The following is a 12,921-nucleotide window of genomic DNA, read 5'->3' on the forward strand; positions in this document are numbered from 1 at the left end:
TTGCACGATTCATATTTTTTTATTTTAAATTTTTAATTGTTTTTACGACTTTGTGACTTAAAGCACAAAAACTATTACACCATGCACGTAATCCAATTTTGGACGAAAGGCTTCAACTTATTGGTAGTTATATCCTTTATAAGGCTCAGCGATGATGCGACTTAATTTGAACGCTGATGACAACAAGGATTCTCCAATGGAAAAGTCAGATAATAAGCATGCTATTGTCACGGTAGCAATCTGCTTCCTTATTGCCGTAATCGAAGGTCTGGATATTCAGGCTGCAGGTATTGCAGCAGCAGGGATTCGTGAATATTTCGGGCTGGATAGCTCGCAGCTAGGGGTGTTTTTTAGTGCCGGTATTTTAGGATTATTACCTGGTGCTTTGTTGGGTGGTCGGATTGCAGACCGAATGGGCCGTAAAAAAGTATTAATTTGGTCTACGGGGATGTTCGCCATCTTTACCTTATGTACGGTATGGGTAAATAGCTTCCATAGCTTACTCGCTGTACGTTTTCTTGCAGGTGCAGGTTTAGGTGCAGCAATGCCAATTTTAATTACCTTGGCATCTGAAGCGGTAACGCCACAAAATCGTGGTCGTGCAGTCGGTTTGATGTACTGTGGTATGCCTGTGGGTGCGGCAATCTTGTCATTAGTTGCAATGACGGACTTCGGTGCAAACTGGAAAAATATTTTCTATTTAGGCGGTTTATTACCGATTGTTGTGATTCCATTGATGATTTGGTTCCTGCCCGAATCGCGTGAATTCTTGAAAGCCAAAGATCAAGCGGTTCAAGCGACCGCCAATGGCGAAGTGCAACAAGGTGCTTTCAAAAACCTCTTTAACACAGAAAACCGTTTACGTACTTTCTCAATTTGGGTGAGCTACTTCTTCACCTTGATGGTGGTGTACATCATGTTGAGCTGGTTACCGTCGTTGTTCACCGAACTCGGTTTCACTCGTAAAGATGGTGCAACTGCGCAGTTCTACTTCATGGTGAGTGCAACCATTGGTACGATCATTTTAGGTATGTTGACTGATCGTTGGAAGAAAGCTTATGTGATCATTTTGATGTACGGCGGTATTTTGGCAGGTCTATTTGCGCTGAATGGTGCAGGTTCATTGACTCAAATGTACATGGCGTCAGCTTTAGTCGGTGCATTCGTGATTGGTTGTCAAGGTGTATTGTATGCCTTCGGTGGTATCGTGTATCCGACACAGTTACGTGGTACGGGTGTTGGTGTAGCTTCAGCCGTTGGTCGTGTCGGTGCAATGTTAGGCCCTGCAATTGCGGGTCAGTTATTGGCAGCAGGTTTTGGTGCTGCAGGGGTGATTACCGCGGCAATTCCATGTATCGCAATCTCTGCAATATTTATGTTGTTATTGGTACGTCGTATTCCATCATAAGGAACATGCCATATCAAAAAAAGCCCGCATATTGCGGGCTTTTTTATGGCGACAATAGAAGTCGCACTAATGCTTTAAGCCAAGATAAATAAACGTATTTGATGTAAAAATACAGCAGAATGAGAAAATAAAAAATCAACGTAGAGGGACTATGTCAGCAAGAAAACTGGTCGCAATTTTTAAAGTTGATCAACGTGAATTTAGTTTGTATCTACATCAGCACGAATTTATTTTGGAACTCAAACCTGTATTTCAAAGAAATCGCCAACAACCGAGAAAAAATGCGTGGTTGGCCTTTGCCGATGAACCTACCCTAGAAGATGTTGCTGAAAATATTAATGCGTTTGAGGTCATGCAACAGACACGCAGCCATTTATTAAAATATATCTTTCAACATCAACCGCGATATTTTTATTTTCATGCTTCGACTCGGCGAAAAGCCCGTATTTACCCACGATTTGCACAGCGGCTGGTTGAGCATTTGCCCAAGTATCGGTATTGTCAGGAAGGACAGTCATTTTATTTTTACGCACAGGACTGAATACTCAGGTTTTTAAAATATGAGCGAATCAGTAGAGTCGCCGATAATGCATGACAACGGATGGAGAGATATGCAAAAAAATACAGCGCTGATTGTGGTCGATGTACAAAATGGTTTTACCCCGGGTGGTCAGTTGGCTGTTGCCAATGCCGATCAAATTATTCCAGGGATTAATCAACTGGGACAATACTTTACGAATATTGTGCTGACTCAAGATTGGCATCCAGCCGACCATATTTCTTTTGCTGAAAATCATCCTGAGCATGTACCTTATGACAGCATAGAGCTGAATTATGGAACGCAAGTATTGTGGCCGACGCATTGTGTACAAGGCACACAGGATGCCGAATTGCATCCTGATTTAAATTTACCAACGGCGCAGCTAATTATTCGTAAAGGTTTTCATCAGCATATCGACAGCTATTCTGCTTTTATGGAAGCAGATCAGAAAACTTCAACAGGTTTGGCGGGCTATTTGCGCGAACGTGGTATTGATACAGTCTTTGTGGTGGGCATTGCCACGGATTTCTGTGTTGCATGGACGGCAATGGATGCACGTAAGCTTGGTTTTGAAACTTTTGTGATTGCTGATTTGACCAAAGGGATCGATTTACAGGGTTCTTTACAGCATGCATGGCAAGACATGTTGGCGAATGGGGTGAAGCGTATTTACCTGAAAGATATTGTGCAGCAGTATGCACAGGCATTATCTTTGGCATGACCCAGTGGGCTCAGTTGAGAAAAGGCACAAGGGTGTGCCTTTTTTTGTCCCTGTATTTAAATGGAAGATGCCTATGTCGGCTTTCTTAAAATTCACTCAATTTGTGCAGAAAACATTTGCGATTTGGGTGGTGCTGTTTGCAGCGCTCGCCATGTTTTTTCCCGATGTATTTGTTTGGTTAAAAGCATATATCCCATGGATGCTAGGCATCATTATGTTGGGTATGGGCATGACCATGACACTGCAAGATTTTAAAAGTGTATTGCAAAGCCCTAAAGCTGTGATGATCGGGGTTTTGGCACAGTTTATTGTGATGCCGGGATTGGCTTTTTTCTTGTGTAAATTATTACAACTGCCGACAGAGATCGCGATCGGGGTCATTCTTGTCGGTTGCTGTCCGGGTGGAACGGCTTCTAATGTCATCACCTATATTGCAAAAGGTAATACCGCATTATCTGTTGCCTGTACCTCTGTTTCGACATTACTCGCACCGGTTTTAACCCCTGCGATTTTCTATTTGTTAGCAAGCCAATGGATCGAAATTAATGCGGCATCGATGTTGGTTTCAATTTTACAAGTGGTTTTATTTCCGATCATTGTGGGGTTAATGATTCGAACTGTATTTAAGCACCGAGTGGATGCCTATATACAGGTCATGCCATTGGTTTCTGTTGTGGCAATTGTGGCGATTGTGGCGGCAATCATTGCGGGTAGCCGAACACAGATTTTGCAATCAGGTTTACTGATTCTTGGGGTAGTTGCCTTACATAATGGCTTGGGCTATCTATTGGGTTTTTGGGCCAGCCGAATATTTAAATTGCCCTATGCAGACTGTAAAGCAGTATCAATTGAAGTCGGGATGCAAAACTCAGGTTTGGGTGTGGCATTGGCGGCGACCCATTTTGCTGCTTCACCTTTGACCGCTGTGCCGAGTGCGATTTTTAGTTTGTGGCACAATATCTCGGGTCCTGCACTGGCAACCTATTGGGCAGCACGGACGAGTGAGCCCAAAGCATCGGAACAAGGCAAGCCTGCATAAAAAACAATTCAGTAAAAAAGAGGGTAATCTCCCTCTTTTTTTATGTCGAAAATAAATTTTACGATTTGATGAACAGTGTTTTAGGGAATTGCATGCTTTTTTAATTGATTAATGCTATTTGTAACATAAGTGTCATCTCCGCTGCCTAACATGCCGGCAACCACTTTAGATATAGACTGTTTCAAACAGCATTGAGAGGGTATGCAACATTTTCAGCATTCATCAGAGACCTATTATAATCGTGAATTGTCGCTTTTAGATTTTAATCGGCGGGTCTTGGCTCAGGCACTCGATTCAAGTTTACCGTTACTTGAACGCTTGAATTTTCTCATCATTTTTTCACGCAATTTAGATGAATTCTTTGAAATTCGCATTGCGGGGCTAATGAAACAACGAGATTTGAATGCAATTGCACGGACGCCAGATGCCATTCCGACTGAAGTGGTCTTAGATGAACTTTCCCAAGTGATTCATGACACGGTTGCACAGCAATACCAAACCCTCAATCATGCTGTATTGCCTGCACTACAAAGTGAAGGCATTCGTTTTATTCAATTTAAAGATATTTTAGAAAAACATCGGGCGTGGATTAGCCATTATTTTAGTAAAGAAGTTCAACCGGTCTTAACGCCGATTAGCTTAGATCCATCACATCCGTTTCCGCGCTTGGTCAATAAAAGCCTCAACTTCATTGTGAGCCTAGAAGGCAAAGATGCATTTGGTCGTGCCATTGAAATGGCGATTGTGCCTGCACCACGTTCCTTGCCGCGTTTAATTAAAATGCCTGCCGAGGTTGAAGGCAGTACAGAAACACAAATTTTTCTGACGGCCATCATCCAGCAACACATTAATGATTTATTCCCGGGGATGAAAGCGACGGGCTGTTATGCCTTTCGAGTGACACGCAATGCAGATTTGGTTCTGGCTGAAGATGTGGATGACTTGGCTGTGGCCTTAAAAGATGAATTATCTTCACGCCGATTTGGTCGAGCAGTCCGCTTAGAAATTGAAGATGATTGTCCGCAAAGCATTATTGATTATTTGTTAGATGAATTTGATTTGAGTGAGCAGGAGCTCTATCGCATTGACGGCCCGATCAATTTATCGCGTCTCAGTACTAGTTTTAATCGATCTGAACTGAAATATCCGGTCTATACGCCGATTATTCCTAAAGTTTTTCGTAAACAAACTGCGATTTTTGATGTATTAAAAACACAAGATGTCTTGTTACATCATCCGTTTGACTCCTTTCAACCGGTTATTAACCTATTACGTGAAGCTGCAAAAGACCCTCAGGTTTTAGCCATTAAGCAGACGCTTTATCGCAGTGGGCCAGATTCGGACATCGTACAAGTTTTGGCGGAGGCGGCTCGCAACGGTAAGGAAGTAACCGCAGTTATAGAACTTCGGGCGCGGTTTGATGAAGAATCCAATATTACCGTGGCCAACTTATTGCAAGAAGCGGGCGCTGTCGTGGTGTATGGCATTGTGGGCTATAAAACCCATGCCAAGATGATTTTGATTGTACGCCGTGAAAATAATCAGCTGTTACGCTACGCCCATTTGGGAACAGGTAACTACCACGCAGGCAATGCGCGGATGTATACCGATTATGGCCTGATGACGACGCATCCCGATATTTGCGAAGATGTGCATCGTATGTTTCAGGAATTGACCGGTATGGGCAAGATGGCGAAGCTGAAAGCCTTACTGCATGCACCATTTACTCTGCATACTGAATTACTGAAACTGATTGAACAGGAAATTGTTGCCGCACAAGCGGGAAAATACGCACGAATTATTGTGAAGGTTAATGCACTCACGGAACCGCAACTGATTGCTGCTTTGTATCGTGCATCGCAAGCAGGGGTGCGTGTAGATTTAATTATCCGTTCGATTTGTTGTTTGATTCCTCAGGTTAAAGGGATGTCTGAGAATATTCATGTGAGATCTATCGTCGGGCGCTTCTTAGAGCATACTCGAGTGTATTATTTTGAGCATGCAGGCGAAAAACGATTGTACTGTGCCAGTGCCGATTGGATGGGACGTAACTTATTTTCACGGGTCGAAACCTGTTTTCCCATTTTAGAAAGCCGTTTGAAAAAACGCATTATGAAAGATGGTTTACTTAACTATTTGGACGATAATCAAAATGCATGGGAAATGCAGTCGAGTGGGCAATGGGAGAAAGTCGTGGTTGAAGCAGGTACCGAACCGCATAATGCGCAAAAATATTTGATTGCACAGAAAATTTCGACCGTTTAAGACAAAAAAAATCCCGACTCAAGTCGGGATTTTTGATTGCGCTAAAACCTTTACGAGGCTTTTGACTGTTTGGATTTTAAAATTTCAGTTCTGAAGTTTTGAGCCAATTCAGCGGCATCACTGTCCATCCCATTGAGCATAAATGCATGACGAGTGAGCACATTGGTCGGATTTGGCAAACTGACCAATTGGAAATGATCTGAAATCTCTTTGAGCAAAGTTGTCGGCACATGAATGGCACTTTCTTTAGCAACCAATTGTTGGACTAAACGTTCAGCCGCTTGCACAGAAGACAATTGCATGGCTTCGACAGAGCTTGAAATCGCGCTACGGGTTTGTAAAACGAAACGTTTTTCTTCACGGTAGCGTTTATATAAAACATCTGAAAGCAATTGGAATACTGAGCTGATCATGGTGAGGCAACGCAGCGCATCTGGAGTGTCAGCGGTCATGCTGATGGTTGCACCATGTTCATCAAACTTATGTACCGTACTGATGTCAGAACTGTTCAATTTATAATGTTGAACACAGAGTTCTGTGGTTTTATTCAAGAAAATTTGGCAGAGATTAAAATACGGCACAGACACGGTTTTGTTGACGCTATCGAGAAGCTGTTTCGGATCATAAAATTGAATATTTAATGCCAAGCTGTTGCTGTCGAGAACCACTGGTTTCATATCTTTATGCTGTTTTGCTTTGGCTTGCGCATTTTGCTGCGCTTGAGCAATCGCCACAGCGGCATTATGTTTTTCTTGTTCTAAGGCCTGCGCTAGCGTTTGAATTTCGTGTTTTAGACGTGATTCATTGTTGATTCGCGCTAAATATTCAGTACGACTTGGACGTGCAATTGCGCGATACGCCAACCATAACAAGCCATGCAAGAATAATGAAAATAGAATCGCAGCCCATTGCGTACGTAAGATTTCACCAATACTTGGTTTAATTAAGGTGATTTCAACCGTTCCGACTTTCTTTTCGTTTTGCAGCGCATCTCGAACAAAGATTTCACCGTCACGGGTTTTGGTCAAACCGCCTGTGGCCAAAACTTGATTATTGGCATTTAAGATGCGGATGGAAGCCACGCTCGGGTTGGTTGCATAGCGGTCAGCAAGTAAAGCTAATGATACGGTATTGGCCGGCTCAAGCTCAGATAGGCTGTCTGTAACCAATTGACTGGTCATCAGTTGTCCCTGACTGGCACGGTTTTCATTCAGTTGGTGGGTTGTTGCCAATACCAATAAAAAGGTATGCAAAGCAAAACAAACTACTAATAGGCTAGCAAATAGCCCTTGTCTAGGCGCATTCAACGTAAACTTCCAAGGCAATTCTATTCAATTTAGATTATGATTCTTACATTAGTTGTAGCTCAGACCCGAGTCAATTCATGCGAGAAATCATTCTTATATCACTTTTAGGACCTGACCAACCTAATCAATTTACACGATTAATGCAGGTTTTGTCCGCACATTCCTTACAGATTTTAGATGTCGGACAAGCAGTCATCCACAATCAGCTGACTTTAGGTATTGTTGTTTCGTCGGAAGACCAGACTGCGACAGCATTAGCCATGAAGGAAATGTTGATTTTAGCACATGATATTGGCTTAACTGTGCGCTTTAAACCAATCTCTACAACAGAATATCAACAATGGGTAAATGAGGGAGGCCGCACACGCTATATCGTTACGGCACTTGCGCCAGAATTACAGGCGTCTCATTTACAGGCAGTTACAAATATTGTGTCGAGCCAAGGCTTCAATATTGAAACTGTGACTCGTTTATCTGGCCGTCCAGAGTTAGATGGATCAAGTGAAGGTCCGCGCCGTGCCTGCGTTCAATTTGGTCTAAAAGGCCAGATGTTGGATGCTACTGCAATGCGTGCAGCATGTTTACGTCTATCTACCGAACTTGGGGTAGATGTTGCCGTTCAAGAGGACAATGCTTACCGTCGTAATCGTCGTTTGGTCTGCTTTGATATGGACTCGACGCTGATTGAGCAAGAAGTGATTGACGAATTGGCGATTGAAGCAGGTGTCGGCGCTCAAGTGGCTGAAATCACTGAACGTGCTATGCAAGGTGAACTCGATTTCCAACAAAGTTTCCGTGCACGTGTGGCACTGCTCAAAGGTATGGATGCTTCGGTATTACCTAAAATTGCAGAACGTCTGACTGTCACAGAAGGTGCGGAACGTCTGATTTCAACGCTGAAATCATTGGGTTATCGCACGGCTATTTTGTCAGGTGGTTTTCAGTATTTTGCTGAATATCTACAAGCAAAACTGGGTATCGATGAAGTCCATGCCAATGTACTGGACGTCCAAGATGGCGCGGTAACCGGTGAAGTGAAAGGCCATATTGTGGATGGTGCGCGCAAAGCCTTCTTATTGACTCAAATCGCTGAAGAAATGGGGATTTCATTAGAACAAGCCATTGCTGTCGGTGATGGTGCGAATGACTTGCCAATGTTGTCTTTAGCCGGCTTAGGCGTTGCCTTCCGTGCGAAACCTTTGGTGCGTCAAAATGCCAATCAAGCCATTTCAAGCGTGGGTCTAGATGGTGTTCTTTACCTGCTTGGTGTGCATGATAAAGATTTAAATCGTGCTTAAAACCATTTAAGGCACAGTCAAAAACGTAGCCAAAAGGCTGCGTTTTTTTATGCCAAGAATTCCGCTCATCCGATGAAAGGTAGAAGAAAATTGTCGATAAAAACAACGATTAACAGCATTCGAAAAATTATTTTTTTTAGCCTAAAACCAGCTGTTTTTTTTGTAATGACACTCGAAACGAGATGTCATCATTGTTCTAGAAATTCTTTAAAAAGAAAAAATGTAATGACAAAATAATGTTGCGACAAGGTGTGTCGCATGAACAAAAAACGAGACTTTTTTTATGCAAAAAACTCAGCATAATGCTTGCAAGAGATTGAGATCGACCAAATCTATTTACTGAAGATACAGTAGTGAGACGGCTCAGCATCCTGTAAGACAAGAGATGTCAGTTGTCAAATGACGGAGGTTTTTATGTTAACAGCGAATTTAGCAACAATCGTTGGCCTGAGCTTGGTATCGGCGGCTGTGATTGCTGTTTTCTTCTCGCCTTATCGTCGCTGGTTAAGTTTTATGCTGGCGGGGATGCTGGTGTGGGGACTCATTGAAGTAATTCGATTTGGTACACAAACCATGTTTGAATTATCAGTGACTTATAGTTATTTAACGGCATTAATGACCGCAATGGTAGTATTCACTTTAGTATTGTTACGTGAAGACCGTCGTGCAGAGCGCGCGATGGCAAAGCGCCAATGTATAGAGCACACGCCTGTATATGATGAAGAACAGCAATGTTCGAGCCGATAAGTGCCAGAACAAAATTTCAATGAAAATGCGCCTGAGGGCGCATTTTTTTATGAACGTATTAGTCCGATTTGAGATACAAAGCCTTACTTCTCAAAAGCCAAGTTATGGTAGGATGAAACCAGTCAATTTTCCAACAATTACAATAGGCTTTAAGTCATGAAACTATCATCAATTCCTGTCGTAAAACTACCTTTAGTTGATGTCAGTACGGATCCACTTGATTTACTCGTGGCAGGTTTAGCGCTTCGTATGAAACAGCTTGCACGTACTAGCCCTAAATTCATTGAATTGGTTCATGAACGTCAATTCCGTATTCAAATCGGCACGGATTTAGGTGTTGCACGTCAAATTATTGTAAATAATGGACAGATTGATACTGTTTCAGGCGATGCTGAAAAAGCAGACTTTATTTTGCAATTTGCGGACAGCGAACAGGGCGTAAAAACCCTGATGAAAGGTGACCCAACTGCATTCATGACGGGTATGCAAAATGGCAGTATTAAAATGGAAGGTGATTTTGGTCTACTGGTTTGGTTTAACCAAGTGGCGAAGTTAATTCCACCTAAACTTCCAAAACCGGTTAAAGAAAAAATCAAAATCGCACGTGCGTTTATTAAAGAAAAAACAGGTAAGTAAGATTTACGCCTTGTTCTCCTCCTTTAGGGGGAGAATTTAAAAAAAGCCCTCTTGTGAGGGCTTTTTTTAATGCTTCAGTGGTTATTCAACTTCTAAATTAAAGGTCACTGGACCGTCATTGACCAAATGCACTTTCATGTCGGCAGCAAAGATACCTGTTTGTACATGGTCATATTGGCTCTTGGTGTAATCGACCAGCTGTTCATACAGTGCTTTGGCATCGCTTGGCGGCATGGCAGGGCCAAAATCAGGGCGCAGGCCTTTTTGCGTTTGTGCCATCAGAGTAAATTGAGACACTAAGAGGATACCGCCGCCAGCTTGACTGACATTCCAGCCCATCTTGCCTTGTTCATCATCAAAAAAACGGTATTTCAAGATCTTATCGATCAGTTTTTTGCCCTTTTCTAAATCGTCAGCTTTACCAAGTCCTAAAAACACTAAAATACCGTGATTGATTTCACCCGTGATCTCACCATCGACCACCACTTTGGCTTCCAAAACACGTTGTAACAAGGCCCGCATAAATTCTTCCGAGTAGAAAATTGAACATAGGGCAGGGATTGTAGCAAAGACAGCATTCTTTCGAAGCGATGTTTAGAAAATTTTGGGCTCAACCATTTGAAAATGAACTGTATATTTTTTATGAATCTAATAATACGATTAAATTTATGAAAATAATCTGTTTTATCTATTTATTAAATATCAGTATCTTTGCGGGGCAGGAAAGGTATTTAACAGAGAGATCAAGACGATGTTTAAGCGTTCTTTATTGGTTGCGATGTTAGCAACAGCAACAGCGGCGACTCAAGCAGCGCCATTAACTAAAGACAATGGTGCACCAGTAGGTGACAACCAAAATTCTATTACAGCAGGTCCTAACGGTTCTGTATTACTACAAGATGTTCAACTCATCCAAAAATTACAACGTTTTGGTCGTGAGCGTATTCCTGAGCGTGTGGTACATGCCCGTGGTACAGGTGCTTATGGTGAATTCGTTGCAACTAAAGATTTATCTGATCTCACCATTGCTTCATTGTTCAAAGCAGGTACTAAGACTCCAGTTTTCTTACGTTTCTCGACTGTAATTCACGGTAAAGGTTCTCCAGAAACTTTACGTGACCCGCACGGTTTTGCGATCAAGTTCTATACACAAGAAGGCAACTGGGACTTAGTGGGTAACCAAACTCCAGTATTCTTCATCCGTGATGCGATCAAATTCCCAGACTTCATCCATGCCATGAAGCCTAGCCCAATCAACAACGTTCAAGACGCAAACCGCGTATTTGATTTCTTGTCTAGCCAGCCATGGGCAACCAACATGTTGACTTATGTGTATGGTAACCAAGGCGTGCCTACCAGCTACCGCGAACAAGACGGCTTTGGTGTACATGCGTACAAGCTTTATAACGACAAAGGCGAATATAAATACGTGAAGTTCAACTTCCGCTCTAAACAAGGCGTGAAAGGTCTGAACGTTAAAGAAGCTGCTGAGCAACAAGGTAAAGATTTTAATCACTTGACTAACGATCTTTATAACAACATCAACGCTGGTAAATTCCCGAAATGGGATCTTTATATCCAAGTGTTAGATCCTAAAGATTTAAACAGCTTTGATTTTGACCCGCTTGATCCAACAAAAATCTGGCCGACGAACCTAATTCCAGAAACTAAAGTCGGTACGTTAACGCTGAACCGTATGCCGAAAAACTTCTTCAATGAAACTGAACAAGTGGCATTGGCTCCAGGTAACTTAGTTCCAGGTATCGAGCCTTCAGAAGACCGTCTATTACAAGGTCGTATCTTCTCTTACTCAGATACTCAAATGTACCGTTTAGGCGCGAACCACCAGCAAATTCCAGTCAACCGTCCATTAGTTGCTGTAAACAACAACAACCAAGATGGTTACATGAATGTTGGCGGCACTTCATCAAATGTGAACTACGAGCCAAGCCGTATTGAGCCAAAACCAGCGACTGCGAAAGCGCGTGCGGTTGAAACACCGCTTTCTGGCACAGTTCAGCAAAAAGGCGTGAAAGAGCAAAACTTCAAGCAAGCGGGTGAGCTTTACCGTTCATACTCTGCGAAAGAGAAAGAAAACTTGATCATGAACTTGGCGGCTGACCTTGGCAACGTAAAAGATTCGGAAACGAAACACATCATGCTGTCTTACTTCTACAAAGCAGACGCTGACTACGGTACGCGTATGACTAAAGCAGTAAACGGCAACATCGCAACTGTGAAAGCAAAAGCAGCACAACTGAAAGACTAATTTCGATCAGTCTAAAGGATTGGTAACTAGGGTCTAGAACGTTACCTCAAAAAAGTCCTATGAAGCTCCATACCTTTCCTGCACCCTAGGGGGAGTTTCATAGGCACTCCTTAAATATTCATTTTTATGAAATGAATTATTTCTAATTCAATTCTACATTCGATTTCTGTTGGAGTTCATCATGAAAGTTATGCAGCATTTGACTTTAGCCAGTCTTCTTGCGTTTGGTTCCGCATTCGCAAACGTGGCAATCGCGGAAGATATCTCCCCCGCTAAAGCGTCTGCAAGCGATCAGATGACCTCACAACAGGAATTGATCGCAATATTTTTTGCCGCAGCCAAAACTGGCAATGAAGAAGTGATTAATGAGTTTCTCAAGCATGGTTTTCCAGTCGATGTACGTAATGCCTCGGGTTTTACACCACTGATGATGGCGACCTATTATGGTCATCAAAATATTGTGACTCGTTTGCTAGAACAAGGTGCAGACCGCTGCGCACGTGACAATAAAGGCAACACTGCATTGATGGGTGCCATGTTTAAATTAGAATGGGCGATTGCAAAGCAATTACGCCAAGTGAATTGCGATGCAAATGCCAAAAAAATGGGGCAAAAGACTGCAGAACAGTTTGCGCGTGAATTTGGTCAAGAAGAAAAATATCGACAGTTACTCAAAAAATAGTGAGCTTG

12 protein-coding genes are annotated in these 12,921 nt (G+C 42.5%); 10 read left to right on the forward strand and 2 right to left on the reverse strand.

The window, feature by feature from the left end:
* Nucleotides 1–196 precede the first annotated feature (196 nt).
* The 5 genes from mhpT (at nucleotide 197) to ppk1 (ending at nucleotide 5,974) form a co-directional block, all read left to right on the forward strand.
* Complete coding sequence (gene mhpT / locus AC25JC_RS09175) at nucleotides 197–1,408, forward strand: 3-(3-hydroxy-phenyl)propionate transporter MhpT (protein ID WP_078193261.1); 1,212 nt, start codon at nucleotides 197–199, stop codon at nucleotides 1,406–1,408.
* Between the two features lie 151 nt (nucleotides 1,409–1,559).
* Nucleotides 1,560–1,949: a hypothetical protein gene (locus AC25JC_RS09180; protein ID WP_180130532.1), complete on the forward strand. Its 390-nt coding sequence runs from the start codon at nucleotides 1,560–1,562 to the stop codon at nucleotides 1,947–1,949.
* 70 nt (nucleotides 1,950–2,019) lie between these two features.
* Entirely contained in the window at nucleotides 2,020–2,670 is a 651-nt protein-coding gene (pncA, locus tag AC25JC_RS09185) for a bifunctional nicotinamidase/pyrazinamidase (RefSeq protein WP_486923904.1), read from the forward strand.
* Nucleotides 2,671–2,743: 73 nt separating this feature from the next.
* Entirely contained in the window at nucleotides 2,744–3,709 is a 966-nt protein-coding gene (locus AC25JC_RS09190) for a bile acid:sodium symporter family protein (protein WP_486923905.1), read from the forward strand.
* Between the two features lie 201 nt (nucleotides 3,710–3,910).
* Entirely contained in the window at nucleotides 3,911–5,974 is a 2,064-nt protein-coding gene (gene ppk1, locus AC25JC_RS09195; RefSeq protein ID WP_486923906.1) for a polyphosphate kinase 1, read from the forward strand.
* Nucleotides 5,975–6,024: 50 nt separating this feature from the next.
* Here ppk1 and AC25JC_RS09200 read toward each other — a convergent pair whose 3' ends face one another.
* Nucleotides 6,025–7,281 (reverse strand): hypothetical protein, encoded by a 1,257-nt coding sequence (locus AC25JC_RS09200; RefSeq protein ID WP_078190618.1) that lies wholly within the window; start codon nucleotides 7,279–7,281, stop codon nucleotides 6,025–6,027.
* 77 nt (nucleotides 7,282–7,358) lie between these two features.
* Between AC25JC_RS09200 and serB the strand changes: the two genes are divergently transcribed.
* The 3 genes from serB to AC25JC_RS09215 all read left to right on the forward strand — a co-directional run bounded on the left by serB (nucleotide 7,359) and on the right by AC25JC_RS09215 (nucleotide 9,962).
* Complete coding sequence (gene serB / locus AC25JC_RS09205; protein WP_078193257.1) at nucleotides 7,359–8,579, forward strand: phosphoserine phosphatase SerB; 1,221 nt, start codon at nucleotides 7,359–7,361, stop codon at nucleotides 8,577–8,579.
* A 414-nt stretch (nucleotides 8,580–8,993) separates the two neighbouring features.
* A complete protein-coding gene (aciT, locus tag AC25JC_RS09210; protein WP_078193317.1) occupies nucleotides 8,994–9,326 on the forward strand; it encodes an AciT family ciprofloxacin tolerance protein in 333 nt (110 codons plus the stop codon).
* 156 nt (nucleotides 9,327–9,482) lie between these two features.
* Complete coding sequence (locus AC25JC_RS09215) at nucleotides 9,483–9,962, forward strand: SCP2 sterol-binding domain-containing protein (protein WP_078190615.1); 480 nt, start codon at nucleotides 9,483–9,485, stop codon at nucleotides 9,960–9,962.
* An 81-nt stretch (nucleotides 9,963–10,043) separates the two neighbouring features.
* Here AC25JC_RS09215 and dtd read toward each other — a convergent pair whose 3' ends face one another.
* Nucleotides 10,044–10,484: a D-aminoacyl-tRNA deacylase gene (gene dtd / locus AC25JC_RS09220; protein WP_078193255.1), complete on the reverse strand. Its 441-nt coding sequence runs from the start codon at nucleotides 10,482–10,484 to the stop codon at nucleotides 10,044–10,046.
* A gap of 229 nt (nucleotides 10,485–10,713) precedes the next feature.
* Here dtd and AC25JC_RS09225 point away from each other — a divergent pair, with 229 nt between their 5' ends.
* Entirely contained in the window at nucleotides 10,714–12,231 is a 1,518-nt protein-coding gene (locus tag AC25JC_RS09225) for a catalase (protein ID WP_486923907.1), read from the forward strand.
* Nucleotides 12,232–12,412: 181 nt separating this feature from the next.
* The gene (locus tag AC25JC_RS09230; RefSeq protein WP_486923908.1) at nucleotides 12,413–12,913 is read left to right on the forward strand and encodes an ankyrin repeat domain-containing protein; all 501 of its coding nucleotides are present in this window, start codon (nucleotides 12,413–12,415) and stop codon (nucleotides 12,911–12,913) included.
* The last annotated feature ends 8 nt before the right edge of the window (nucleotides 12,914–12,921 follow it).

It is taken from the genome of Acinetobacter sp. P37, assembly GCF_057480965.1.

What these genes read in the sequence shown, in the direction of transcription:
- AC25JC_RS09225 (WP_486923907.1), top strand. Translation starts at nt 10,714, where the DNA reads ATGTTTAAGCGTTCTTTATTGGTTGCGATGTTAGCAACAGCAACAGCG.
- dtd (WP_078193255.1), bottom strand. Translation starts at nt 10,484, where the DNA reads ATGCGGGCCTTGTTACAACGTGTTTTGGAAGCCAAAGTGGTGGTCGAT.
- AC25JC_RS09180 (WP_180130532.1), top strand. Translation starts at nt 1,560, where the DNA reads ATGTCAGCAAGAAAACTGGTCGCAATTTTTAAAGTTGATCAACGTGAA.
- pncA (WP_486923904.1), top strand. Translation starts at nt 2,020, where the DNA reads ATGCAAAAAAATACAGCGCTGATTGTGGTCGATGTACAAAATGGTTTT.
- AC25JC_RS09190 (WP_486923905.1), top strand. Translation starts at nt 2,744, where the DNA reads ATGTCGGCTTTCTTAAAATTCACTCAATTTGTGCAGAAAACATTTGCG.
- serB (WP_078193257.1), top strand. Translation starts at nt 7,359, where the DNA reads ATGCGAGAAATCATTCTTATATCACTTTTAGGACCTGACCAACCTAAT.
- AC25JC_RS09215 (WP_078190615.1), top strand. Translation starts at nt 9,483, where the DNA reads ATGAAACTATCATCAATTCCTGTCGTAAAACTACCTTTAGTTGATGTC.
- aciT (WP_078193317.1), top strand. Translation starts at nt 8,994, where the DNA reads ATGTTAACAGCGAATTTAGCAACAATCGTTGGCCTGAGCTTGGTATCG.
- ppk1 (WP_486923906.1), top strand. Translation starts at nt 3,911, where the DNA reads ATGCAACATTTTCAGCATTCATCAGAGACCTATTATAATCGTGAATTG.
- AC25JC_RS09230 (WP_486923908.1), top strand. Translation starts at nt 12,413, where the DNA reads ATGAAAGTTATGCAGCATTTGACTTTAGCCAGTCTTCTTGCGTTTGGT.
- mhpT (WP_078193261.1), top strand. Translation starts at nt 197, where the DNA reads ATGGAAAAGTCAGATAATAAGCATGCTATTGTCACGGTAGCAATCTGC.